This window comes from Chryseobacterium sp. 1B4 (assembly GCF_036631475.1).
Classification (GTDB): domain Bacteria; phylum Bacteroidota; class Bacteroidia; order Flavobacteriales; family Weeksellaceae; genus Chryseobacterium.
Genome location: NZ_JAPNUF010000006.1, coordinates 1 through 24,297, shown reverse-complemented (window position 1 = coordinate 24,297; position 24,297 = coordinate 1). Strand labels below are relative to the sequence as shown.

At 38.0% G+C, this 24,297-nt stretch carries 23 protein-coding genes and 6 pseudogenes; 20 read left to right on the top strand and 9 right to left on the bottom strand.

From position 1 onward, the window contains the following. Positions 1–21 precede the first annotated feature (21 nt). From OWR28_RS05835 to OWR28_RS05825, 3 genes are read left to right on the top strand one after another with little or no spacing between them, the layout of a single operon-like run. Positions 22–1,341 (top strand): RagB/SusD family nutrient uptake outer membrane protein, encoded by a 1,320-nt coding sequence (locus OWR28_RS05835; RefSeq protein ID WP_332385860.1) that lies wholly within the window; start codon positions 22–24, stop codon positions 1,339–1,341. 34 nt (positions 1,342–1,375) lie between these two features. Then, positions 1,376–2,110, top strand: a complete 735-nt coding sequence (locus OWR28_RS05830) for a hypothetical protein (protein WP_332385859.1) — start codon at positions 1,376–1,378, stop codon at positions 2,108–2,110. After that, positions 2,091–3,818 (top strand): prolyl oligopeptidase family serine peptidase, encoded by a 1,728-nt coding sequence (locus OWR28_RS05825; RefSeq protein ID WP_332385858.1) that lies wholly within the window; start codon positions 2,091–2,093, stop codon positions 3,816–3,818. The genes OWR28_RS05830 and OWR28_RS05825 overlap by 20 nt, the downstream gene beginning before the upstream one ends. 14 nt (positions 3,819–3,832) lie before the next feature. Here OWR28_RS05825 and OWR28_RS05820 read toward each other — a convergent pair whose 3' ends face one another. The 3 genes from OWR28_RS05820 to OWR28_RS05810 form a co-directional block, all read right to left on the bottom strand. Further along, positions 3,833–4,102, bottom strand: a complete 270-nt coding sequence (locus OWR28_RS05820; protein WP_076597476.1) for a DUF6520 family protein — start codon at positions 4,100–4,102, stop codon at positions 3,833–3,835. Positions 4,103–4,114: 12 nt separating this feature from the next. Then, positions 4,115–5,635 (bottom strand): MauE/DoxX family redox-associated membrane protein, encoded by a 1,521-nt coding sequence (locus tag OWR28_RS05815; RefSeq protein ID WP_332385857.1) that lies wholly within the window; start codon positions 5,633–5,635, stop codon positions 4,115–4,117. A gap of 203 nt (positions 5,636–5,838) precedes the next feature. Then, positions 5,839–6,075, bottom strand: coding sequence for a hypothetical protein (locus OWR28_RS05810; protein WP_332385856.1), 237 nt, complete (start codon positions 6,073–6,075; stop codon positions 5,839–5,841). A gap of 386 nt (positions 6,076–6,461) precedes the next feature. Here OWR28_RS05810 and OWR28_RS05805 point away from each other — a divergent pair, with 386 nt between their 5' ends. The 3 genes from OWR28_RS05805 to OWR28_RS05795 are packed head-to-tail and all read left to right on the top strand — an operon-like array spanning position 6,462 to position 8,946. Further along, a complete protein-coding gene (locus OWR28_RS05805; RefSeq protein WP_332385855.1) occupies positions 6,462–8,054 on the top strand; it encodes an AraC family transcriptional regulator in 1,593 nt (530 codons plus the stop codon). A 47-nt stretch (positions 8,055–8,101) separates the two neighbouring features. Beyond that, positions 8,102–8,314 carry a hypothetical protein gene (locus OWR28_RS05800; RefSeq protein WP_332385854.1) on the top strand — a complete coding sequence of 71 codons (213 nt, stop codon included), beginning with the start codon at positions 8,102–8,104 and terminating at the stop codon, positions 8,312–8,314. Positions 8,315–8,325: 11 nt separating this feature from the next. After that, positions 8,326–8,946: an RteC domain-containing protein gene (locus OWR28_RS05795; RefSeq protein WP_332386333.1), complete on the top strand. Its 621-nt coding sequence runs from the start codon at positions 8,326–8,328 to the stop codon at positions 8,944–8,946. 48 nt (positions 8,947–8,994) lie between these two features. Here the strand turns inward: OWR28_RS05795 and mobC are convergent. From mobC to mobA, 5 genes and pseudogenes are all read right to left on the bottom strand, one after another. Further along, positions 8,995–10,994, bottom strand: a pseudogene (mobC, locus tag OWR28_RS05790) (conjugal transfer protein MobC). 127 nt (positions 10,995–11,121) lie between these two features. Next, positions 11,122–11,580 (bottom strand): hypothetical protein, encoded by a 459-nt coding sequence (locus OWR28_RS05785; protein WP_332385853.1) that lies wholly within the window; start codon positions 11,578–11,580, stop codon positions 11,122–11,124. Continuing rightward, positions 11,577–11,924 carry a hypothetical protein gene (locus tag OWR28_RS05780; RefSeq protein WP_332385852.1) on the bottom strand — a complete coding sequence of 116 codons (348 nt, stop codon included), beginning with the start codon at positions 11,922–11,924 and terminating at the stop codon, positions 11,577–11,579. The genes OWR28_RS05785 and OWR28_RS05780 overlap by 4 nt, the downstream gene beginning before the upstream one ends. Beyond that, positions 11,921–12,373, bottom strand: coding sequence for a relaxase/mobilization nuclease domain-containing protein (locus OWR28_RS05775; RefSeq protein WP_332385851.1), 453 nt, complete (start codon positions 12,371–12,373; stop codon positions 11,921–11,923). Before OWR28_RS05775 ends, OWR28_RS05780 begins: the two co-directional genes overlap by 4 nt. Continuing rightward, entirely contained in the window at positions 12,370–12,804 is a 435-nt protein-coding gene (gene mobA, locus OWR28_RS05770; protein ID WP_332385850.1) for a conjugal transfer protein MobA, read from the bottom strand. The genes OWR28_RS05775 and mobA overlap by 4 nt, the downstream gene beginning before the upstream one ends. A 630-nt stretch (positions 12,805–13,434) precedes the next feature. Between mobA and OWR28_RS05765 the strand changes: the two are divergent. The 3 genes and pseudogenes from OWR28_RS05765 to OWR28_RS05755 all read left to right on the top strand — a co-directional run bounded on the left by OWR28_RS05765 (position 13,435) and on the right by OWR28_RS05755 (position 15,229). After that, positions 13,435–14,200 (top strand): annotated as a pseudogene (locus OWR28_RS05765) (ParA family protein). Positions 14,201–14,204: 4 nt separating this feature from the next. After that, positions 14,205–14,600 (top strand): DUF3408 domain-containing protein, encoded by a 396-nt coding sequence (locus OWR28_RS05760; protein ID WP_332385849.1) that lies wholly within the window; start codon positions 14,205–14,207, stop codon positions 14,598–14,600. Positions 14,601–14,611: 11 nt separating this feature from the next. After that, positions 14,612–15,229, top strand: a complete 618-nt coding sequence (locus OWR28_RS05755) for a hypothetical protein (protein ID WP_332385848.1) — start codon at positions 14,612–14,614, stop codon at positions 15,227–15,229. A gap of 31 nt (positions 15,230–15,260) precedes the next feature. Here OWR28_RS05755 and OWR28_RS05750 read toward each other — a convergent pair whose 3' ends face one another. Further along, positions 15,261–16,238, bottom strand: a complete 978-nt coding sequence (locus OWR28_RS05750; protein ID WP_332385847.1) for a PDDEXK nuclease domain-containing protein — start codon at positions 16,236–16,238, stop codon at positions 15,261–15,263. A 186-nt stretch (positions 16,239–16,424) separates the two neighbouring features. Between OWR28_RS05750 and OWR28_RS05745 the strand changes: the two genes are divergently transcribed. The 11 genes and pseudogenes from OWR28_RS05745 to traN all read left to right on the top strand — a co-directional run bounded on the left by OWR28_RS05745 (position 16,425) and on the right by traN (position 24,265). Further along, entirely contained in the window at positions 16,425–16,730 is a 306-nt protein-coding gene (locus OWR28_RS05745; protein WP_332385846.1) for a DUF4134 domain-containing protein, read from the top strand. 9 nt (positions 16,731–16,739) lie between these two features. Continuing rightward, positions 16,740–17,072, top strand: coding sequence for a DUF4133 domain-containing protein (locus OWR28_RS05740; protein WP_332385845.1), 333 nt, complete (start codon positions 16,740–16,742; stop codon positions 17,070–17,072). Continuing rightward, positions 17,069–19,567 (top strand): annotated as a pseudogene (locus tag OWR28_RS05735) (TraG family conjugative transposon ATPase). The gene OWR28_RS05740 and the pseudogene OWR28_RS05735 overlap by 4 nt, the downstream one beginning before the upstream one ends. A gap of 22 nt (positions 19,568–19,589) precedes the next feature. Next, positions 19,590–20,222, top strand: a complete 633-nt coding sequence (locus OWR28_RS05730; RefSeq protein ID WP_482390945.1) for a DUF4141 domain-containing protein — start codon at positions 19,590–19,592, stop codon at positions 20,220–20,222. A gap of 1 nt (position 20,223) precedes the next feature. Continuing rightward, positions 20,224–21,215 (top strand): annotated as a pseudogene (gene traJ / locus OWR28_RS05725) (conjugative transposon protein TraJ). A 12-nt stretch (positions 21,216–21,227) separates the two neighbouring features. Next, positions 21,228–21,846: pseudogene (traK, locus tag OWR28_RS05720) on the top strand (conjugative transposon protein TraK). A gap of 10 nt (positions 21,847–21,856) precedes the next feature. After that, positions 21,857–22,126, top strand: coding sequence for a hypothetical protein (locus OWR28_RS05715; RefSeq protein WP_332385844.1), 270 nt, complete (start codon positions 21,857–21,859; stop codon positions 22,124–22,126). Between the two features lie 3 nt (positions 22,127–22,129). Then, positions 22,130–22,819 (top strand): hypothetical protein, encoded by a 690-nt coding sequence (locus OWR28_RS05710; protein ID WP_332385843.1) that lies wholly within the window; start codon positions 22,130–22,132, stop codon positions 22,817–22,819. A gap of 152 nt (positions 22,820–22,971) precedes the next feature. Beyond that, positions 22,972–23,281: pseudogene (traM, locus tag OWR28_RS26845) on the top strand (conjugative transposon protein TraM); the annotation flags it as partial. An 85-nt stretch (positions 23,282–23,366) separates the two neighbouring features. Continuing rightward, a complete protein-coding gene (locus OWR28_RS26840; protein WP_494168443.1) occupies positions 23,367–23,423 on the top strand; it encodes a hypothetical protein in 57 nt (18 codons plus the stop codon). A gap of 14 nt (positions 23,424–23,437) precedes the next feature. Further along, positions 23,438–24,265, top strand: coding sequence for a conjugative transposon protein TraN (gene traN / locus OWR28_RS05700; RefSeq protein WP_332385842.1), 828 nt, complete (start codon positions 23,438–23,440; stop codon positions 24,263–24,265). Positions 24,266–24,297: the final 32 nt, after the last annotated feature.

Below are 24,297 nucleotides of genomic sequence, written 5' to 3'. Positions count from 1 at the left end.
GGATTTTTAATACTAAACAATATGAGTTCCTGTGAAAAACTGATCGAAGTAGAACTACCTTCCAATCAGATTGCTTCAGATCAGGTATTTGTAGATGTACAGACGGCAGATGCTGCTCTGGCTGGATTATATTCTGGACTGCGCGACAACTCACCGTTTGCAGGAGATCAATCGGGCAGACTATTAGGGCTTTACACCGATGACCTGGATTTTTATTCCACTACGGCAACCAATGGACTACCGGAGATATCCCAAAACCTTCAGAACGATTCCAATGCCAGTATTTATACAGACTGGTCAACTTCATATAAGCAGATCTATGTGGCCAATGCCATACTGGAAGGCATTGAAAAGTCAAAGTCCATTTCCCAGGCAGACCGCAACCGAATCAAAGGAGAGGCATTAACGGTCAGATCCATGCTGCTGTTATACCTTCAGCAGGTATATGGAGATATTCCTTATCCGGCAACTACCGATTATCAGGTTAATCAGTCGATTTCAAAAACTGATAAGGCACAGGTGCTTATACAGCTGAGTGAAGATCTTAAAGAATCCATCAGCCTGCTTCAGGACAACTACAGAAATACGGAGAGGATTTTTCCTAACCGTAAAATGGCGGAACTGCTATTGGCTAAAGTCTATCTGCTGGAGGGAAGATGGGTAGAGGCTGAGTTACTGTTAAAGGGCATTATTCAAAGTCCGCTGTACCAGTTTCAGAATGATATTACCAAGGTCTTTAACAAATCCGGTTCGCATATTCTCTGGCAGTTGAAACCTAAAAATTCCGGTGACGGCACCAAAGAGTCCGGAATCTATTATTTTAACAACTCAGCACCTTCAATGACGGCTCTCAGTACTGGCCTTGTCAATGCATTTTATCCCGCAGATCTCAGAAAACAATACTGGATGGCACCGGTAACTTTTAACGGAACAACCTGGTACAGAGCTGAGAAATATAAAAACAGGACAGCCAATACAACGGAGTATTCAATTATTGCCCGGCTGGAAGAAGTATATCTTCTTTTAGCCGAGACTTTGGTACAGCAAAATAAAATAGATGAAGCCCTTTTTTACCTCAATAAAACCAGACAGAGGGCAGCAATAGCATCATTAGCTTTGCCTTTATCAAAAGAAGAAGCACTCAGTGAGATCACACGGGAAAATCGACGAGAGTTTTTTACAGAGATGGGACATCGTTTCTTCGATTTGAAAAGAGTCGGAAAGCTGGATACATCTATACAGGGAAAGCCTAACTGGAAGTCTTTTCATAAACTATGGCCAATTCCCCAGCAGGATATTTTGTTAAATCCCAATTTAAAACCTCAAAATGAAGGCTATTAAAATCAAAGCGCTATTTTGCATAATGATTATCTGTATGTGCAGCCAAGGACTTTTGGGACAATATAATATTGATTCTATACAACAGAGATATGCTGCATTTTATACTATTGCTCATTTAAAAGTATCAGATGATAACCGATGGGTTTCTTTTTCAAAGATTTACAAGAAAAATACAGATACCACCGTTATTGCCAGTGCGGACAAACAGCAATCTGTCAAAGCTGTTTTGACTGGTGTTTCTGAAAGCTATTTTTTGAAGGATAATCATTTTTTCTGGCTGGGTAGTGGCAAGGCACAACTTATCAATCTTCGAAACGGAGATAATAAAGATTTTAAGGAAGTCAGCAAAATAGAAATACTGCCCGCTCTGGGATATTATGCTGTTTGGTACAAAAACCGTTTTCTGGAAGTATTTGACAACAAAAATAAACTTATTGCTTCAGTTTCTGATGTGACACAGTTGGTTAGTAATAAACGGGATAAATTATATGTAATGGTTAACCGAAGCAATCTCTCATCGGTTTGGTCTTTGCAATCCAAAGAATTTAATAAAGTCTATACCTCTGAACAGAATATAAAAAAAATCATGCTCACAACCTCACAGAAATATCTTGCATTTACAGAGCAGGAGAAATCTTCTGATGGATTACAGCTTGTATTACTCGATACCAACTCACTCAAAGTTTCAAGAGTTGGCAATGGTTTTATTAAGTCTGATTATATTGAGGTGCGTGAGATCAAAAACGGACTTGCTTTTTCTGGATTTTAAGAGCCGGCCAAAACCGGCTCCTACCGCCCAGCCGGAAGTAAAATATGGTACCGATCCCGATTTATGGCTTTATAGAATGGGAGAGCAGTATCATGAGTACTGGGTGTATGATGTAAAGTCCGAGCAGTCTCAAAAGGTAGATACTGGTTTTGCGTTTATGGCTGCTATGGATCATGAACGATATTTTCTGAGCTTTGACCGAAAGGAAAGGAATGCCTACATCAGTTCTGTTTCTTGGTTTGACATTTATTTGTATGACCGCTATAGTAAAACTTCAAAAAAGATACTCTCCCAGGTCTCCAACCTTGTAGTTAGCCGACAGGGTAAATATGTAGCAGGATTCAGTGAAGAAGAAAAGCGATGGATTCTGTATAATACTTTATTATCCGAAAAAATGACGATTGAAAACCCTCATATTGGGAGGCCAACTTTTAGCGATGACAATCATTATGTTTTTTTTGAGAGCGGGAATGGAATATACAGGTTTAATTTACTGAAGAAAAATCTGGAACAACTGCCATTAACAGCGAATAAAAAAGTTACTATTCTCAATGTCAAAGAAGATGTGATCTATGGAACGTTAGGCGCAGATTTTAGAATCCGCAGCATTAATGCCAAGAAGCCTATTATCCTTGAGCAGTATGATCAAAACAACAATGAAACATCATATGCTCAATGGTTTCAGAATAAAATAAAACTACTTCTTCCGGCCACTAAAAATAGGGTAAGTGATTTCAAAATAAATCTACTGAGCCAGGCAGTTTTCAGTCTGGAAGAGAATTTTAACAGTCCTCAGGCAATTTATCAATATCATAGCGGTCATAAGAAAGAAGTGTATCAAAGCAATAGGCATGATCATGACATCACTACGGCCAGGCAGGAAATACTTTCATACAAGAATAGTTTAGGAGTACAAATCAAAGGTGTATTGTATTATCCCCTTAACTTTGATGCCCGAAAGAAATATCCGTTGATTTTGTCGATCTATGAAGTGCAGAATAAAAGTGCACCGGTATATCCCTATCCTTATTTTTCGGGAATAGGGATTAATATCCGGTCACTCATTGATAATGGCTATTTTGTTTTTCTTCCCGATGTGGTTTTGGATAGCCGGGGACCAGGGTTCTCTGCGTTGGATTGTGTGCACTCAGGATTGGATGCCCTAAAAGGATATGCCAATATTGACAGCAATAGAGTAGGGCTCATGGGGCATTCCTTTGGCGGATTTGGAACCAGTTTTATAGCGACCCGTTCCCATCGTTTTGCGGCCTATATATCCGGAGCAGCCGTTACCGATCTGGTTAAATTTTATTTTTCCTTCAGTCAGGAAAGAAAGCTTCCCAATTATCCCCGCTTTGAAAACGGACAGTTTGATATGAAGGTGCCGTTTTCTAAGAATAAAATACTTTACTATGATAATAGCCCTATTGCCAATGTAGAGAAAGTTAATAAGCCGATCCTTCTCTGGACAGGCCTGAAAGACGGAAACGTTCCTTATACTCATACCGAAGAATTATATACGGGTTTGCTGCGGAATCAAAAAAAGGCGGTAGTACTATATTATAAAAATCAGGATCATGACCTGGCAAAAAACAGTGCGGAGAGCATAGATCTGCATTTGAGAATCCTGGAATGGTGGGATTACTTTCTGAAAGATAAAAAAGATATTCCATGGATTGATAAAGAAATGAAAAAGGATGCCCTGTAAGGCATCCTCTTCTTTTACTGTGGAATTTCTCTGAGAACATTATCGCAGAAAGTTTCTGAGACCTGTTCTTTCAGCTGGGTGCCGTCTGACAGTTCACAGATCGGTCCTGTCGGAATGTCACTACAGTTTTTACCTGCTTGCTCACAAGTGAAATTTCCATTACCATCCGGAACCATTACGTATCCCGGTACAATAGCTTTGTTTGTCTGATTTGCCATCTTAGTGGCAAATGCTGTTCCTGTTCCTAGTACCACTAGTAAAGCAGGGAAAAGGATTTTTTTCATAAAATGAAATATTTAGTGCTGCCTACTCTGTTGATCGGTTTTCGGCTTCCCCGATTTAATATATTGAGATAATGCTTTTGTCATTTTATATTGGGTGAGTTCATTATTATGGATGGTGTACAGATATTTTTCGGTTACAATGATATCATTGAGTGTATGATCATCTTTCTTGAAAATATAGATGCTGCCTACATAGCTTTGGGAATCAATGTCGTAGACATCCAATACATCTGATTTTTTCCAGGCTTTTCTCGATTCGTGTCTGCCCATCAGGTTGGATTGAACGAAAAGTAAATTTTTGTACACCACGGATCTGATATTGACCTTTAGTGCCGGTGCTTTCATCTTGTAAGTGCCATCAGAAAGTTTCGTAGTTTTAATCTGGACAGTTTTTACGGTATCAATTGTTTTTACAAACTGTTGCACCTGCATACTGCTGTTCATGACAATTACCTGATTTCTGTAAGTATAGGTATATAACAGTTTTTTCGTATGCGATTCGTAGGCCATGCTTCCGTCAACGTCGAACAGACCATCGGTCTGTTTCTTTAAAACAGTTGTTTTTAATTGTAATTTCTCAGGATTGTCAATATCTAGTAGTCCCAGAACCAGATGATTGCTTGGACGTATCTGTGTCCTAATGGCAAAACGGGAAGAGTCAATGACCTTGAGATCATTAAAATAAGCGTCTTTATAACTTATTCTTTTGGTAGATTCAGTCCCAAGTTTACCTTTAAATAAGATAGGTACCGACCCGTCATAAATATAAAAATGATTGTCCGATACTATTTGCCTGATATTTTTATAAGGATGATCTGTTTCTATTCGGGCAGAGGTAATCGCTGTTCGGTGCATCGAAGAGTCCATTGTGAGGAGCTGCTGCGGATATTTCTGGTTAGACAGATAAATTTTATGATCATTAAACCCAGCAAAATAATAGAACCCATTCTCCAAATGTACTGATTGATGCTGGATGACAGAATGCTTTATAAACCGCCTTGTAAAATTATTTTCTTTTTTAATGACATGCTCCGAAGAAAGAAACATACCAATGATTAAAATAATGCTCAGTATGATTGATGTTGATACCGTTATGGTAGTTTTTGATTTTCGGACAGGAATCTTCTTTTCCATTAAGAATAAGGCAATAATTATAAGTAATACACCTATTGCATTAAAAACTAAATGTTCAGTCCAGCCCAGTTTTTCAAGAATTCCTCCACAGGAACAGGGAACAAAGTCACTATAGTTGAGAATGATGAAAATATAGGCTGTAAATGCTGACATTAAAAAAAGTGAGAGGTATAAGCCTGATCGTCTGCAGATGGGTACCAACAGTAAGATGGAAGCAATCCATTCTATCATAATGACGCTGTAAGAAACAAAACCTGCATAAGCGCTGAGAAGTGGTGATTGTGCTAATTGAATCTGAAATCTTTCAAATTCAAAAAGTTTACTTACACTCGCGTACACAAATAATACAATAAAAAAGTAACTTACAATAGTAGGGAATATGTTGGAAAAATTTTTCATGCTTTGTTGTCATTATGTTTAACAGACCTGAACCAACCTCCATTTAATTTTCCATCCGCAATATTCAGGCATCGGTTCACCCTTAAAGAGGGTTACAGTTGTTTTGAAATTCCCCATACTTTCCCAGATGCCACTCTTTGGACATGGTAAGCCTGTAACAACTGATATGGAGGTATGAGGAATCATAATTTTATTTGAAATTTTTAATCTTTGGCAAGCCGCCAGTTATCACCGTCCCTCACAGGAGGATCTTTAGGCCCTGGATTTTCAATCATCACGGGAGATTTGGCAGAATCTTTTTTCATGGCAGAAATATCTGCTGAATGTTTTGATTGATTACCCTTTTCTCTGTTTGAGTTGATATCTTCATCTCGATGGGTACAGTTTTGAATAAAAACTGCTCCTATCATTATACTAAAAAATGGGATAAACTTTTTCATGTTAATAATTTTAATTGAGTTATCCCGGCCGGATTATATTAGAATTCTGATGTCAAAATTATCCGGCTTACGAGGTAAAAAAACTGTTCCCAGACTCTATTTTAAAATTGATACGGATCAATTTTAAAATTAGCACATTGTAAAAACAACATTAAACAACTGATTTGTAGTTATTTACATTTGTATTGTCCTTGTGGCTGTTTAATTCATTGAATTTTGATTTATTTAAAACATAAATGATTATTTTTGATTTGGTGACGTTATAAATATCAGCATATGAAAAAGTTCTATTACTTTATCGTCATATTTTCTGCTTTTTCACAATTTTTATTTTCACAATTGGGAAGGAAAAAACTTTCCGTGAGATCAGACAGCCCTATGAAAAAATGACAATAGATGACATTAATGCAATGCCCCATGTAAAAGTGTACATTGAGAAAGCAAAAAAGGAAAATAATTTTTCAAAACTGATCCAAGGGTATAGAGACGGAAGGCAGTTCGACTATAAAAACAAAATGAAATATGCTGACAGTGCGCTTACCATTAGCCTGCGGCACGGAACTCAGGATGATATTAGTAAAGACTATCTAAGCAAAGGAATCATCTATTACTTTTATCAAAAAAAATATAAGTTAGCTTTAAATGAATACCTTAATGCTTACAAGCATTCAAAAGGCTCGAAAGATGATTACCACAAGTATAAAGTACTCTACCATTTAGGAATTGTAAAAAGTCATTTGGGCTATTATGATGAAGCGCTGGATCATTTTCAGGATTGCGCAACGTTTTACGGGTCAAGGTTACGTGAAAACCATCATGAAAATGAAAAGTTTAATTATGAGAAAGCCTATCTCAACTGCTTGCATCAGCTGACTGTGCTTAACAGGTATCTTAACAACCTTGCGAAGAGTGACAGTTTAAGTATGCTTGGATATCGGTTTACTGCTGATAATGAAGATTTTGCTTTAGAGAAAAGCTATTTTCTAAAATGCCTTGGAATTTCCAGGTATCATAAAAAAGATTATACTGGGGCTCAGAGTCATCTAGAAAAATCCCTACCCACGATTCTGACCAGAAACGATTTCGGCTGGGCTTCTGTGGTATATTATTACCTGGGCAAAACCTATGAAGCAGAGAACGATACCGAGAATGCTGTAGGATGTTATAACAAAATAGACTCTATTTTCAACAAACATGATTTTATACTTCCAGAGGTGTATAAAAGTTATCATTATCTTATAAATCACTATAAAAATAAGGATGTCAACAAACAGCTTTATTATACCAATCAGCTTTTAAAGGCTGACAGTTTAATCAGTAAAGATTTTCCCTATTTATCTTTGAAACTTCATAAAGATTTTGACCGGCGTACACTGATGGACGCAAAAGAAGAAATCGAGAGATCCAGTACTAAAAAAATAGTGTTGGCTCAGATACTTATTGCTTCAGGAAGTGTACTGCTTGTGTTTCTCGTTTTGCGGCACAGAAAAGATCAAAAGATAAAAAAACAGTACAATCTTCTTCAGAAGAGAATAGCTGACGGAACTTACAATATTACCGATATTGTAAGAGAAGACCAGATAGAATTCTCAGTTAGAAAGACTTCATTGACTCCGGAAATGACGATGGAGATTAAAGAGAAACTGCATAAGTTTGAGAAGGAAGAACAGTTCAGAAAGAAAGGGATTACCCAGAAAAGTATTGCCCTGAAGCTAGGAACCAATTCCCATTATCTTTCTGTCTATATCAATGAGCAAAAAGGGATGAATTTCAATAAATATATGGCAGAACTGCGCATTAATTATATCACCAATTTACTCAATACGAACAGTAAGTATCTGAACTATACCATTGAAGCATTAGCTGAGGAATGCGGTATAGCAGCCCGTCAAAATTTCTCGAATCTGTTCTTCGATATCAATGGTATCCGGCCGACAGATTATATAAAGAACCGGAAAAAGGAACTGGGTATTAGCTGATTAAGATATGCCTTGATAGAATTTTTGTAAATTCCTGAAAAAAGGATATGGTAACAAAAACTATTTTTAAAAGAACTTCTCAGCTGCTGGAAGATCTGGACTTAAAGATTAATGAAGTCTGTGCTGACGGAAATGATCTAATCAAAATTTCGGAAAAGGCATTACTCGTCATTGATGAGTCGATAAGAAAATTAAAGCTTTTGGTTTCTACCCATCATTTTGACCATATTGCTGAGGAAGTGTTTTTTTTAAGAAGCTAAAACCACAGTTTATCTCGAAATTTATTTATTACTCTGAGATACTGGATATTGAGTCTCATAAGCCGGCTGCAGGAAATAAAACAGTAAAAAAATACTATGAGGCGGAGCAGGAGAAACTCAGGAACTTTTATTTGGAACATTCTGAATTTTACAGCTATTATAAACGTGACGCAACATATCTTGATCATAAAATATTTGTCCGCAATTCTTATGATCTCAAAATGAAGTTATCTTCAGGCTTTTATAATTATGACCCCAATTTCACCACATCGCATGACCATCTGATCGCCCGGTTTATCTCCAATCAACAATTTGACCATTACTTAAAAAAGCAGATTGAAGACTCTAATGAAGGCGCAACTTTAAAAGTACGGTCTCCATTGACCTGGTCAGGATCAAAGGTGGGCCTTATAGAACTGATCTATGCCCTTTACCAGATGCGTTGTTTTAATGGAGGCAATATAGAACTGAGCGAAGTTATCAAAGTTGTAGAAAGGTCATTGGATTGCGACTTAGGCAATTTTCATAAAACTGTCTTTGAAATCCGTAACAGAAAGCAGGGACCGACTAAGTTCCTTCAGCTGGTCAGTGAAAATCTTAACCAGCATTTTATAAATAGTGATGCTGAGTAACATAATATCAGGTTAAACCTCAAATACAGGGTGATTTGAGGTTTGTTTTTATTCAACATTAATTAAATGCTGTAAGTCAGGATCATTTTTTATTCGATCCATTTCATCCGTGATGATGCTGAGAATATCAGCCTTAATTGCTTTGTAATTATCTTCAATCTCTTTGTCCATGTATTCGTTCCCATTTTCATCTATAAAGGACCGGATATGCGGTATCTGCTGATAATTTCTTATTTCTTGAGAAAGCATAACACTATCCACAACAATCTCTGAATGAAAAATCTTCTGCTGGATCCTTTCATCAAAGTTATCTGATACGGCACCGACAAAAAATCCCTGGGTCAGGGTAGAGATTTTCGAAGCGGGGATCAAACTGTCCAATTGCGTTGAAATGGAGGTGGAAGTGTCATTCCTATTAATGGATATACTCTGTCTTTTCTGCAGTACTTTTCCAAAACGTTCGGATAATGTTTTCGCCGTTTCTCCAACTACCTGGCCGCTGAAAATATTGCCGACTGTATTCTGAATCACTTTACTTTCCTTATCTCCGTAATCTCTTGTCAACTGAGAAAAATCCTGAAATCCGAGACATACGGAAACTTTGTTACTTCTGGCAGTAGCAATTAAATTATCCAGGCCCCTGAAATAAATCGTGGGAAGCTCGTCAATAATGACAGAACTTTTTAACTGCCCTTTTTTATTGATCAGCTTAACAATTCTTGAATTGTATAATCCCAAAGCTGCTGAATAAATGTTCTGACGATCAGGGTTATTGCCAACGCACAATATTTTAGGTTCATTGGGGTTATTGATATCCAAAGAAAAATCATCTCCGGTCATTACCCAGTACAATTGTGGTGAAATCATTCTGGACAAAGGGATCTTTGCTGATGCAATCTGTCCCTGCAGCTGATCCTGTGCCCCGCCTTGCCATGCGTCCATAAAGGGGAGAGATAGTTCTCTAATTCAGAATAAGAGGTCAATATCGTGAAGACCTCTTCATATTTTTTGTTCAATAGCTCAATAGCATGTGGAAAAGTGCAGTATCTGCCATTATCATAAATTTTAAGAAACCATATGATAGCAGCTAACAAGATAATGGGACTTTCTACAAAGAAGTCTCCCTGCTTCTGAATCCAGCTTCTATTCAGGTTGAGCATAATGGTATAAGCCGCTTCATAGGCATCTGAGATATCCTTCATAAAATTGGGATGTAAGGGATTACATCGATGGCTTTTCCTTGGATCATCAAAGTTGATGATATAGAATTTCGGTTTTATTTTATACGCATTGGAATGGCTCAGAAGATGGTTGTACGCTATGGTTGATAAGTCATCAAATTTAAAATCGTAGATGTACATGGAAAATCCTTTTTCAATATGCTGCCTGATATAATTGTTGACAACGGCGTATGATTTTCCCGAGCCGGGAGTTCCTAAAACAATGGTGGCACGAAACGGATTGACAACATTAATCCAGCCCTCATGCCATTTCCCCTGATAATAGAACTTAGTCGGAAGATTAATGGAGTATTCATTATATAGCAATTGAGTCTCCTGCTGAAAACTTTCATTCTCACTGTTAAAAACATCGGTCATTAAATTTGTTTTCAGTAAACGGCTTATCCAGACCCCTGCCTGCATTAGAAGAATGTATCCGGATCCAGTAGATAGAATATAAAGTACAGGAGTAAAATTGCTGGCAGATTTAAACAGGATTGAGTTGAAAAAGAATAAAACAAAACCTATAGAAAAAACAATACTAATTTTTCTCCAGGTGATCTTTTCATTTTTAACTCCCTTTGTTCCAAGACAACTTAAACCCAATAAAATTAGCACAAACAGCTTAGAATAAATAGGTTGAGAAAAAAGGCCTGCTGTCTTATTAAAATTATAAAGTATCTTATTAATGAGTTCCAGCGTTAATTGCTGCGTTTGAAAAAATCCGTAACAAAACCAATAGAGGTGCATTAGTACCAGAATAATACTGACTGCTCGCATAAATGCCATGATTTTGGCGAGTCCTCTTAAATCGTCTTCTCCCTGCATATCACATTTTAGAAGCATAAATGCATGATTATACTTTCCTGATCATGTAATAAGCCGCTCCAGGTATACGTTGGCTGGCTTTGGCTCGTAGAGCATGGTTATAAAGGGAGCATCCTGTAAAAGAATATTATTTTTTTCTTCTTTTTCTTCGTCGCTTTTTCATCTGAGATGCAAAAATTTTTTCCTCGTGGTCCATATCGGTATCTGACGACAATAAACCGGAAAAGAATCCTTCAAATGTTTCATAGCTGTTATTACTGAAGAAATGTTCTGAAGATTTTTCAAACGATATGTCATTATTAGAACTATTGTATGAACTGGCCTTAAGTTTTGTTTCTGTCTCATGCCATAGTTTGTTGAATGTGTTGGCTGAAAGTTCTTTCCCTAACTGTGAGCCATTCCAGACGAATTTAGAATGATGGTCAATGAAGGTAATTCCATACATCCTTCCGTCATCATTTTTTCTGATTACGGTAGCAATTCCCTGTTCAAGCAGTTGCTTTTTTAAAGACTCTTCGGAGTTGCTGGTGCTGATTGCTGTTTCAACAGTTCTTTTGATAATGTCTTTTGAAGAATCATTTTTCATTCTAACCCTTGATTTCTCAATAAGCGCCTGAACATTTTCAAATCCGGCATGTTTACCAAAAAGCGAGGATTTAAAAGGAGGACTTGCTTTTTCCCATCTTTATCCGTCGCAAAATAGACAATTCCTTTTCTCGTCTTTCCATGTAGTTCTCCGTTAACCTCTTCCACACAGATATTAAACTGGGAAAGCAAGGTATTGTAAGCACCCATACTTTGAAATCCATAGGTTTGGGGTATATATCTGAGTACTGCTGATAATTGCTTTTTTATATTCCCCTTAGTGTAATCAACAGCTTTACCCAATAAGTTCTGATGAAAAGTTCTATTCTCACCGGCGATTTTCAAATTGTACTGCTTTTCCAGTTTTCTACAGGCTTCCATTGATCGATGGTGGTCATAACGATCCGGTATTTTTTTCCATCAAGCTGAACACAGGTGGTGACGATATGAATATGTGTCCTGTCAATATCCGTATGTTTGAAAACGACATACGGTTGATTACCATAGCCCATTTCCTGCATATATTGCTGAGCCATTTTCCGGTATTCTTTGTCATCAACTTGATCTTCCGGATCAGGGTTAAGAGAAATATGTCTTACAGGTTTTTCAGTTTTGTTATTGGCAATCAGGTAAGGTTCAAAATACCGATGAAAAAAGCTGACAGAGTAAGGACGGTCCCACAAATCAGGAATCTTGTTGGTGAACAAAACGGTTGCATTGTTTTTATCTACTTTTTGCTGATTGTAAACCAGTGCACCCCAAAGGTTTTCACCTTTTCCAATTTTAGCGATCATTTTTCAGAGGTTTTTTGAAGATGGTTTTGCTCAAATTCTTTAGTGAGTTCTATGATCTGCTTACATAGTAAGGCCAGATCTTTGGTATGATTTTCCAGATTAAAGAGATAGAAAGACGCTTTTTTCTCCGTAAAATTTCGATACAGAATTTTTACAATCTGATTATAATTGTTTCCAATCGCCTGAAACTGGTAAAAGAGTTGAGTCAGTTGAGCATGATAATCCATTGTAGCAATATCTACTTTTACTACTTTCAGTTCCCGCTGAAACAAAATGGTTGTAATAAATTTCGCTTTGTTACTCATGCCTGAATCTTCGTACAGTTTCAAAAAATTACTGTTTTCTTCGTCCGTAAGCCGGAATACATATCTGTTTTTACTCGGGTTAAGCTTAGGCTTACGCCCACCTTTATTGTTTCTGGTTCTATCCATAGCATCTAATTTAAGGTCATCAAAATCACGACTTCGAGTGGTTTTTAAAGCCCCAGCCAGGGCAAGTTGTTTTGAGGCACGAAAAAAGTTATGAGGCACTCAAAACATAACTTGCCCCTTTCGGGTGAAAGGAAATTCTATTAAGAAAGCAGATGTAATACTGATCGCGTTCTTAAAGTTCAATTTTCCCCGATTCCTCAGTCTTCCGAAACAAAGTAAACCACAATCATTGGTAGGGACAGTATTAGATAGAAAGCCAAAGACAGACACTTTAAGCCAAAAACGACCATTAGAGATGTTTTAAAAATAAATACTATTCATTTGTATCAGATTGAGGGCGGGATCTCCTGACTGCAGATCTGACAGAAATCCTGAATAGTGGAAATCCAGCGTGCCAGCCTTCCGGAATTCTAGCCGTCAAGGTAGTCTCTGTGAAAGATGGTCTTCAGGAAATCAATTTTTCAGGATTGCAGGATGAATGGAATTCAGCCAGAACTGATTGAAGTCTATACCGCTTTCAGGAATTCCGGTCGGTAGTACTGAAAGGATTACAGGGAATCTGATGTATGTACTGCCCAGGGGCCGTCACTCAGTCTTTCTTCCCATGATGTATAATAAAAATCAAGCAAAATGAAAACAAAAAAACAACCTACGATCATTGCATTTTCCACTCAAAAAGGAGGAGTGGGAAAAAGCACATTTACTACACTTACCGCAAGTATTCTTCATTACCGGATGGGGTACCAGGTCGCTGTATTTGACTGTGACTTTCCACAGTACAGTTTACTTCAGATGAGGGAACGGGATTTGAAAATGGTGATGCAGAATGAAATCCTGAAAAAGATGGCTCATAAACAATTTACTACGATCAATAAAAAAGCTTATCCCATTTTCCAGAGTAAAGCAGACCAGGTATTACAAGAAATAAAGCTATATATTGATGAATTTGAAATAACACCTGATGTTATCTTTTTAGATTTACCGGGCACTGTGAATACTGCAGGTATTTTACAAACACTAACGAATGTCCATTATATTTTTTCTCCCATTACTGCTGATCGTGTCGTTCTGGAAAGTACATTAAGTTTTACTGATGTTCTGACCAATGTATTGATGAAAGAAAATCAAACAGGGATTCAAAGCATCCACCTGTTCTGGAACCAGGTGGATGGAAGAGAGCGCACGATGTTGTATAAAAATTATAGTAAAGTGATTTCTGATCTGGGACTGCAGCTTATGGAAACAATCATAACCGACAGTAAAAGATTTCGTAAAGAAGGAGTCGGTAGCAAAGAAGGTTTTCCGATCAACTTTACTGCCTGCAGATCCTAAGCTGTTAGTGCAATGCAGGATGGATCAGTTTATAGAAGAATTTTTGAAAATTATCAAATTGTAGCAAGATGGAAAATGACAAAATTAATAGCGAGGATAGCGGTATCGATGAACAGTATCTAATGTCTATTATGGCAGGAAGTCCCAAGAAAGATATACCGGATCAAAATGCAAATCTTCCTGAGGAAAAGGAAGTGCAAAAACGTAAGTTGAAGACTCAGAAGAATAGTGAAATAACATATGCTGAGCAGTTTCTTACTCATCATACAATGACTAAGCGTGGTGATAAAAGTATCTATATCCGTCCGGAATATCATGAGCGCTTGTCTCGCATTATTCAGATTATCGCAGAAGACCAGATTCCATTGTATGCCTATCTTGATAATATTCTGGCATACCATTTTGAAACGTTTGAAAAAGAAATCACCAATGATTTCAATAACAAGTACCGTCCAATCTTTTAATACTTGATATTATGGAACAACTCGTCATTATAGGTCTGCTCATTATTATCATTCTGATTCTTTCGGAAAGAAAGTTTTCCGCTAAGGTGCCCCATAAAGATGATTCGGCTGTGAGAATGAATATTCCATCTATTATGGGTGAGACGAAGCAAAAGGAGAGACAGGTAATACCAATTGATGACCATGAAAGACAAAGTGAATCTGATGCATTTATTGTTGATACTTTTGATTCAGAAACCAACGAAGAGGAGTTTGAGCCTATTGGTCAGTGTAAAAATCTCAATGATATTCTGGTCAAAAATGATGAAGAGGAGGAGGAAGAAGATTGGATAGATGAAAACTCTAGTATGGAAAGCGGGTTTGCTACAGGGGTTACCTTTCAGGAATTGAGTACTGCGGGTCAGTTGCTTCAGCAGGACATGCTGGATGCTAACTTAGAACAACAAGCAGTAGAGATCATTCAAAAAATTCAGGGAACCGAGCTTTTTGATCTCTTAGAGAATTCATTAGGAGATGCTTCGAAAAGAATTGCCACTTTGCTGACGGCAAGCATTCCGGATGGTGAAAGGATCAATTCTTCTAAGCGGAGCAACTCTTCGGACAGTTTCGATATTGGGGAGTTTGTTTAGGCAAATTCCCCTTTTACATTGTAACTAAACTTTAATCTGGTCTGTTGTCAAACAGTTCATGAAGCTTCTGCTGCAGAACTTTTTTGTCAGGAAGCTGGGTCTTGTATTCGGAAACCATGGTGGGCGACAGACTTCTGCTAAGGGCATATTCTACTACTTCGCTGTCTTTGTCCTTACAAAGAAGCACTCCGATGCTCGGATTTTCATTTTCCCGTTTAACATCCCTGTCCAGAGCTTCTAAATAAAAGTTAAGCTGACCCAGATGTTCAGGTTTAAATTTATCTGCTTTCAGTTCAAAGGCGACCAGGCACTGCAGGCCTCTGTGAAAGAACAGAAGATCAATATAAAAATCCGAATTCCCCACCTGTACTTTGTATTGTTCACTGATAAAGAGAAAATCCCTGCCTAGTTCCAGAATGAAATTTTTCATCTGCTGTATTAACCCTTTTTGGAGGTCACTTTCATTAAACGTTTCAGGTAGATTTAAAAAGTCAAACACATAGCTGTCCTTAAAAGTATTGGCAATGTCAGGGTTTGTTTCTCTCAACACTGTTGAGAGATTTGAATTTCCGATCATGGTTCTTTCAAACAGGCTGCTGGAAATCTGTCTCTCAAGTTCTCTAAAACTGTAATTTTCCTGCTTTGTCAGTTTGATGTAAAACTCCTGTTCCTCAATTGTTTTGCAACGTGAAAAAATAGCCAGATTATGGGACCAGCTGATTTCTCTCAACAGTGTTGAGATTTTTGGAAATTCCTTATAGGATTCATAAAACTGTTTCATTCTCCAAAGATTCTTATCAGAAAATCCTTTGATCTCAGGTTCGTTGGCTTGGATGTATTGCGCAAGTTCTTTCACCACCGACTGTTCCCATTCACTCAGTTCTATCTTCTTACTGATGTATTCGCTGATATTCCAATATAAATCGATTAGTTCTTCGTTGACCTTTCGTATCGCATTGTTACGAGATCGGCTGATAAGTTCAATAATGTGGGTGAATCTTTTATCCATGATTTCTTTTTGAAATTCCCTACAAATTTTCAACTAATTATAGACGAATGCCGGCAATTGCCCTGTCAGTTTAAAGCCAAAAGATTCCTGAAAATGCCAGTAGCCTAAAATGATCCTAAGGCTCAGACATCTTTGTTCCATAGTTCCGCAAAGTGCGGCACATACTAACAAATTGATGTGTTAATTATGGAAAAACAAAGAAAAAAACTACTGGTATCAGGGTTAACCTTTATAGCAGTAACCGGTGTATTGGGCCAGGGTAATGGCAGTGCCGGAATCAACGAGGCTACACAGATGGTCACTTCTTATTTTGAACCTGCCACCCAGCTCATCTATGCGATTGGCGCTGTTGTTGGGCTTATTGGAGGAGTTAAGGTGTACAACAAGTTCAGCAGTGGTGATCCTGACACCAGTAAGACTGCTGCAAGCTGGTTCGGAGCATGTATCTTCTTAATTGTTGCCGCAACCATTCTTCGTTCATTCTTCCTTTAAATGACAATTATGAATAACTATCATATCAATAAAGGAATAGGAAGGACGGTAGAGTTCAAGGGACTTAAAGCGCAATACCTCTTTATCTTCAGTGGAGGACTCTTAGGAATATTGATCTGTGTAATGATTATGTATATGGCAGGCGTCAATACCTATCTGTGTTTAATTCTTGGAGGAATCAGCAGTGGACTTCTTACCTGGCAGACTTTCGCACTGAATAGAAAATACGGTGAGCACGGTCTGATGAAATTAGGCGCACGCAAGAAGCATCCAAAATATATCATCAGCCGTAAGAATATTTACCGGTATCTGAAAATTAACCGTAAAAGAAGAAACATATGAGAAATTCTTCCAAGGCAGCCACTCTGGAAAGTAAATTTCCACTGCTTGCGATTGAAAATGATTGTATCATTTCAAAAGACGCTGATGTTACGGTTTGTTTTAAAGTAAGACTCCCTGAACTTTTTACTGTCGCTTCCGCTGAGTATGAAGCCATGCATTCCGCTTGGTTTAAAGCGATTAAAACACTCCCGGATTTCACCATCGTTCACAAACAGGACTGGTTTATGAAGAAAACTACAATCCTGATTTGTCACAAGAAGACCAGAGTTTTCTTTCCAAATCATTTGAAAGGCATTTCAATGAAAGACCCTTTTTAAATCATTACTGCTACTTGTTTATCACAAAAACAAGTAAGGAAAGAATGCGGATGCAGAGTAACTTTTCATCACTTTGCAAAGGAAAGCTGATTCCAAAAGAGATTAAGGACCAAGAAGTCATGAATCGATTTCTTGAAGCTGTCGATCAGCTGGAGCGGATTATGAATGACAGTGGTTATATCCATCTGGAAAGGATGACAGAAGATGAGATATCAGGAACTTCCGAGAGATCAGGACTACTGGAACAGTATCTGACTCTGTCCCGTGAAACCCATCCATCATTGCAGGATATTAAGCTGGGATCTGAAGAAATGCGAATCGGTAATAACCGGATCACTATGCACACCTTATCGGATACGGAGGATTTACCAGGCACTGTATCATCACACAGTCGTTATGAGAAATTAAGCACAGACCGCAGTGACTGTTTGCTGCTTTTTGCTTCTCCGGTGGGACTTCTGCTCAGTTGTAATCACATTTATAATCAATATCTGTTCATTGACAATAGTGATGAGAACCTTCGCCAATTTGAAAAATCAGCAAGGTATGCACTCTTTAGCAAGATACAGCAGAGCCAATCAGATCAATAAGGAATGGATAGAAAAGTATTTGAATGAAGCACACTCTTATGGTCTTCAATCTATCCGTGCTCATTTTAATGTGATGTCATGGTCTGACAATTCTGCTGAATTCAAGCAGTTAAAAAATGATACTGGTAGTGCGCTAGCCTTGATGGAATGTAAGCCCCGTCATAATACCACGGATACAGCTACCTTATATTGGGCAGGAATTCCCGGTAATGCAGGCGATTTTCCGAGTGAAGAAAGCTTTTACACATTCATCGAACCTGCTGTGTGTTTTTTACAGAGGAAACCAACTATCAGGATTCACCTTCACCTTTTGGGATCAAAATGGCTGACCGTTTGACCGGAAAACCGATTCATCTGGATATTTCAGATCTGCCGATGAAACAGGGATTATTACCAATAGAAATAAGTTTATCCTTGGTCCATCGGGCAGTGGTAAATCATTCTTCACCAACCATATGGTGCGACAGTATTATGAGCAGGGAGCTCATGTCCTTCTTGTAGATACCGGAAATTCCTACCAGGGATTGTGTGAACTTATCAGGGGAAAGACGAAAGGAGAGGACGGTGTCTATTTTACCTATACTGAGGATAATCCGATCGCTTTCAATCCATTCTATACCGATGACGGTGTCTTTGACATTGAAAAAAGGGAGAGTATAAAAACCTTGATTCTGACTCTTTGGAAAAGAGACGATGAACCACCGACCCGTTCAGAGGAAGTAGCCCTTTCCAATGCAGTCAGCGGATATATCGAAAGGATTAAATCAAATGACGAGCATCCTTCTTTCAATGGATTCTATGAGTACGTCAAAGAGGATTATCAGAAAGTACTGGAGCAAAAGAAAGTCAGGAAAAAGACTTTGATATAGCCAACTTTCTCAATGTGCTGGAACCTTACTATAGAGGAGGAGAGTATGACTATCTGCTCAATTCAGAGAAGCAGCTGGACTTATTATCCAAGCGTTTTATTGTCTTTGAAATCGATGCTATTAAAGATCATAAAATTCTATTTCCTATTGTAACCATTATCATAATGGAGGTCTTTATCAACAAGATGCGAAGACTCAAAGGAATCAGAAAACTCATCCTCATCGAAGAAGCCTGAAAGCCATTGCCAAGGAGGGGATGGCTGAGTATATCAAGTACCTGTTCAAGACCGTCAGGAAATTCTTCGGAGAAGCCATTGTGGTAACTCAGGAAGTCGATGATATCATTCAGTCACCGATTGTGAAAGAAAGTATCATTAATAATTCGATTGTAAGATTCTTCTTGACCAAAGTACATGAACAAGTTCGATGATATTCAGGCGATGCTGGGATTGACTGATAAAGAAAAGTCCCAGGTGTTGTCGATCAATATGAACAACGATCCGAGAAGATTGTATAAAGAAGTCTGGATTGGACTGGGTGGAACGCACTCTGCAGTCTATGCCACTGAAGTTTCAACAGAAGAATATCTGGCATATACTACTGAAGAAACGGAAAAGATGGAGGTGATGAACCTTGCATCGGAACTTGACGGCAATGTCGAACATGCCATCAAGAGGATTTCTCTTAAGAGAATCAAATCGAATAGAAAAGACAATTAAATCATTTAAAAAATGTACAACAATGAAAAATTTAATCATTAAAACCTTAATGGTAGCATTTTTTGCTGCCGTAACCTATACAAAAGCACAATTTGTCGTAACAGACCCTGCAAACCTGGCTTCGGGAATTTTGAACTCAGCCAATGAAATTGTGCAGACTTCATCCACGGTATCCAATGTGGTTAAGAATTTCAACGAAGTTAAGAAAGTGTATGAGCAGGGTAAAGAGTATTACGATAAGCTTAAAGCCATTAATAATCTGGTCAAAGATGCCAGAAAGGTTCAGCAGACTGTTCTTTTGGTGGGTGATGTTTCTGAGATGTATGTGAATAATTTCGGTAAAATGCTGAATGACCCCAATTTTAATGCTCGGGAATTAGCTTCCATTGCCAATGGTTATGCTGCGCTGTTGACGGAGAGCACGGAACTGTTAAAAGAACTAAAGGAGATTATTACCTCCAACGGGCTTTCTCTCAATGATAAAGAAAGAATGGATGTTGTTGACCGGGTGTACAAGGAGGTGAAGGCCTATCATAACCTGGTAAGATACTATACCAATAAGAATATTTCTGTCAGCTATCTGAGAGCTAAAAAGCAGAACAACACCCAAAGAGTGTTGAATCTTTACGGAACCTCCAATCAAAAATACTGGTAAGATGGAACCGAATAACTTACACGAAGTACTTCGTTCTGTTTATGAGGAAATGATGCCGATGTGCGCTGATATGGCTGCTGTGGCAAAGGGGTCGCAGGATTAGGTGCTTTATTCTATGTAGCACTAAAAGTCTGGCAGTCCTTGAGCCGTGCAGAATCGATTGATTTGTTTCCCATGCTGAGACCTTTTGCCATAGGCATCTGCATTATGTTTTTTACCACATTGGTTTTAGGAAGTCTTAATGGGGTAATGAGTCCGATTGTTCAGGGAAGCCATTCAATGCTGGAAAATCAAGTGTTGGATATGAATGAACTGCAGCAGAAAAAGGATCTTTTAGAACGAGAAGCGATGCTCAGGAATCCGGAGATGGCTTACCTTATTTCAAATGAAGAATTTGATAAAAAGCTGGAAGAGCTCGGATGGTCACCATCGGATTTGGTCACGATGTCCGGAATGTATATTGAACGGGAAATGTTTGCCATCAAGAAAGATATCAGAGATGGTTTTCGTGAATTTCTTGAAATTCTGTTTCAAGCGGCAGCCTTAGTTATTGATACCATCAGAACCTTCTTTCTGATAGTGCTTTCAATCTTGGGACCTATCGCATTTGCCATTTCTGTATGGGATGGTTTTCAGACGACGTTGAGCCAATGGCTGACAAGATACATCAGTGTTTACCTATGGCTTCCTGTTGCTGATATTTTCAGTGCCATTCTTGCCAAAATACAGACTTTGATTTTAGAACGGGATATCGAGATGCTCGCAGATCCCACTTTCATTCCTGATACCTCCAATACAGTATACATCATCTATATGGTAATCGGCATCATCGGTTATTTTACGGTACCGACGGTAACTGGCTGGGTGATTCAGGCAGGAGGTGCAGGCAACTTTATGCGTAATGTGAACCAGACTGCTACGAAATCAGGTAATGTCGCAGGAGCGGCAGTAGGTTTTGCCACAGGAAATATTTCGGGAAGATTATTAAAATAAAAATACAGTTCTATGGAATTTAAAACGTTAAGAAATATTGAGAGCAGCTTCAAACAAATCCGTTTGTTTACATTCGTTTTTGCGGTGTTGTGTTTTGGAATTGTAGGGATTGTGGTATTCAAATCCTATCAGTTTGCCGAAGAGCAGCGTCAAAAGATCTATGTGCTGGATAACGGCAAATCATTGATGGTAGCCCTTTCACAGGATATGTCGATCAACAGACCTGTAGAAGCAAGAGAGCATGAGACGATTTCATGAATTGTTCTTCACCATAGCACCTGATAAGAATGCTATTGAAGTAATGTAAAAAGCTTTCAATTTGGCTGATCAATCTGCATTCAATTACTATAAAGACCTTCAGGAAAAAGGCTACTATAACAGAATAATTTCCGGTAATATCCAGCAGAGAGTTGAGGTAGATAGTGTCGTTGCCAACTTTAACACTTACCCTTATGATGTTAAAACATACGCACGACAGTTTATAATCAGGTCCAGCAATCTTACCATCAGAAATTTAGTCACTAATTGTTCACTGGTTAATTCTGTACGGTCTGACAGCAATCCTCAGGGATTTATCGTTGAAAAATTCAACGTGCTTGAAAATAGAGATGTCGAAACTGTTGAACGCTAATAAGACCGATATGAAAAAACTAAGAGATACACTCGAAAATTATGTTGTAAAGATTGATAAACAATGGAAATCTCTTCCGGTAGAGCGACAAAAATTCCTGACCAAGGTTTTCTTTGGTGTTTATGTTTTGATAACCGTCATCGTCATTGTGAATATCTGTATTTCGACAGGTCAAAGAAGTAATACCATTTCTATCAATCATATTGACGGCATTTCTAAGAAACCTATCGAAAAAGGATCGAAGCATAATGAAATAGTAAACTCATCCACTAAAAAATAGAATATGAAAGATTCAGAGAAAATTAGAGTGACAGAAAATGATCTCTCCCAAAATTATAGCGGAGTGAATGATCATCCCAAGACTCAATGGGAAAGATTAAAGAAACCTTTCATCTACTTTTTGATGGCTGCTGTATGTGCATCTTGCTTTTATCTCATCTTTAAGCCCAAATCCGATCATGCCATTATTGAAGAGGCTGGCTTTAATGCAGTTATTCCACAGGCAAAAGACGGTCAATTACAGTCTGATAAGCAAAAGGCTTATGAGCAGCAGTTATTAGAGCAAAAGAATGAAGAAAAGAGAAATTCAATAACAACTTTATCAGATTACTGGAATGACCAGAACGGTGTAAACTATAATAGCAACCCACCTTCTTCAACATCCACTAAAAGTGTACTTCAGCAATCCGATCAGAATGCTCTGAACAGTTATCGAAATGCACAGCAGACCTTAAGCTCTTTCTATAATCGGGATGATAAGGAGGTCAATAATCTGAGGAAAGAAATTTCAAGGCTAAAGAATGAGTCAATGCAAAATCATGCTGTTCCTGCGGGTCTGGGAATGAACGACCAGTTAGAGCTCATGGAAAAATCGTATCAAATGGCTGCTAAGTATCTTCCAACGATGCCAAAGCAGGAAAAACAGCAGGAAAAGAAGAAATCGAAAAGTCAACGGAAAAGAAGGTTAAACTGACTTCAGCAATACCGGTACGTTCCAATGTTGTTTCTTCATTATATAGACAGCAATCGGATAGTGCCTTTATTGCAGGTTTGAATCATAATAGATTTTATGGCAGTCAAAATGATTCAGAAAACGCAGTTCAGACAAAAAACGCAATAAAAGGAGTGGTCTATGAAACTAAGACTTTGGTAAACGAAAGTATTTTATCTATAAGGCTTTTAGAAGAGATGCAAGTCGGACGAACTGTAATTCCGGCGGGGAGCCTAATGATTGCAGTAAGCAAATTTCAGGGGTAGGCTTCAGTTAAAAATATCTTCCATTCAATCTCAAGGTAATATCTATCCTGTAGAAATCAATGTTTATGACACCGATGGTCAGATGGGATTGTGTGTTCCTTATTCTGCGGAGCAGAATGCGGTAAGCGATATTGTGGCGAATATGAGCCAGACTTCAGGCACCAATATTATGATGACCCAATCTGCAGGACAACAGATTGCAGCTGATCTGAGCAGGGGTAGTACAGGGACTGTCTGGTTATTTTCAGAAGAGAGTCAGACACTTGAAAGTAACTGTAAAAGCTGGCCATCAAGTTTTACTCTTACCCAAAAATAACTAATCAAAAAAAATAAAATGAATACACAAAAGAGTCATTATATTCTCATTATGCTATTACTTCTATTAGTAAGCAAGGCATTTGGGCAGGATTCTGTGACAACTTATATTTCCTTGGAACAGGCAAAATTAAACCCTTTCAGGATACAGGTTACCTACAATAAAACCAGCCATGTGATTTTTCCATCACCCATACGATATGTTGATCTGGGTAGTGAATTGTTAGTTGCCAATAAGGCGGAACCTATCGGAAATGTTCTCCGGATTAAATCGACTGTAAAAGATTTTGAAGAGGAAACCAATTTTTCGGTTATTACTGAGGATGGAAAATTTTATAGTTTTGATGCATCTTACAGTTCTTATCCCGATATATTAAGCTATGATTTGGTAAAACTTCAGAGAGGTATTGAAAGGCAATATGCTACTGATGTATTATTTGAAGATCTTAAAAGCTCAACTACTCTGACAGAGCTTATTATAGAAAATCTTTACAGGAAAAGCAACAGAACTATTAAGCATATTGCTTCGAAAAGCTATGGAATTGAGTTTTCAGTCCGGGCACTGCACGTTAATGACAGCAAGTTTTATTTCACATTGCAGGTTAAGAATCAAAGTAATGTGGGGTATGCTATTGAATGGGTCAATTTTAAAATTGTCGATAAAAAGAACTTAAAACGAACGGTCGTTCAGGATAAGATTTTAGAACAGGTTCGTACCTATTTCCCGGAAAGGATAATAGCTGATCATTCAGACAGTAAAGGGATTTATATGCTTGATCAGTTTACACTCTTAAAAGATCAGGTTTTGGAGATTGAAATTCTGGAAAAGAATGGGGAAGGCATCTGAAAGTACAGCTTGAAAATGAAGATCTTGTTCAT

Bases quoted from the DNA above. Each gene is read 5' to 3' on its own strand.
- OWR28_RS05835 (WP_332385860.1), top strand. From the start codon at position 22: ATGAGTTCCTGTGAAAAACTGATCGAAGTAGAACTACCTTCCAATCAG.
- OWR28_RS05830 (WP_332385859.1), top strand. From the start codon at position 1,376: ATGTGCAGCCAAGGACTTTTGGGACAATATAATATTGATTCTATACAA.
- OWR28_RS05820 (WP_076597476.1), bottom strand. From the start codon at position 4,102: ATGAAAAAAATCCTTTTCCCTGCTTTACTAGTGGTACTAGGAACAGGA.
- OWR28_RS05815 (WP_332385857.1), bottom strand. From the start codon at position 5,635: ATGAAAAATTTTTCCAACATATTCCCTACTATTGTAAGTTACTTTTTT.
- OWR28_RS05810 (WP_332385856.1), bottom strand. From the start codon at position 6,075: ATGAAAAAGTTTATCCCATTTTTTAGTATAATGATAGGAGCAGTTTTT.
- OWR28_RS05805 (WP_332385855.1), top strand. From the start codon at position 6,462: ATGACAATAGATGACATTAATGCAATGCCCCATGTAAAAGTGTACATT.
- OWR28_RS05800 (WP_332385854.1), top strand. From the start codon at position 8,102: ATGGTAACAAAAACTATTTTTAAAAGAACTTCTCAGCTGCTGGAAGAT.
- OWR28_RS05785 (WP_332385853.1), bottom strand. From the start codon at position 11,580: ATGAAAAATGATTCTTCAAAAGACATTATCAAAAGAACTGTTGAAACA.
- OWR28_RS05775 (WP_332385851.1), bottom strand. From the start codon at position 12,373: ATGATCGCTAAAATTGGAAAAGGTGAAAACCTTTGGGGTGCACTGGTT.
- mobA (WP_332385850.1), bottom strand. From the start codon at position 12,804: ATGGATAGAACCAGAAACAATAAAGGTGGGCGTAAGCCTAAGCTTAAC.
- OWR28_RS05760 (WP_332385849.1), top strand. From the start codon at position 14,205: ATGGAAAATGACAAAATTAATAGCGAGGATAGCGGTATCGATGAACAG.
- OWR28_RS05755 (WP_332385848.1), top strand. From the start codon at position 14,612: ATGGAACAACTCGTCATTATAGGTCTGCTCATTATTATCATTCTGATT.
- OWR28_RS05750 (WP_332385847.1), bottom strand. From the start codon at position 16,238: ATGGATAAAAGATTCACCCACATTATTGAACTTATCAGCCGATCTCGT.
- OWR28_RS05745 (WP_332385846.1), top strand. From the start codon at position 16,425: ATGGAAAAACAAAGAAAAAAACTACTGGTATCAGGGTTAACCTTTATA.
- OWR28_RS05740 (WP_332385845.1), top strand. From the start codon at position 16,740: ATGAATAACTATCATATCAATAAAGGAATAGGAAGGACGGTAGAGTTC.
- OWR28_RS05730 (WP_482390945.1), top strand. From the start codon at position 19,590: ATGAAAAATTTAATCATTAAAACCTTAATGGTAGCATTTTTTGCTGCC.
- OWR28_RS05715 (WP_332385844.1), top strand. From the start codon at position 21,857: ATGAAAAAACTAAGAGATACACTCGAAAATTATGTTGTAAAGATTGAT.
- OWR28_RS05710 (WP_332385843.1), top strand. From the start codon at position 22,130: ATGAAAGATTCAGAGAAAATTAGAGTGACAGAAAATGATCTCTCCCAA.
- traN (WP_332385842.1), top strand. From the start codon at position 23,438: ATGAATACACAAAAGAGTCATTATATTCTCATTATGCTATTACTTCTA.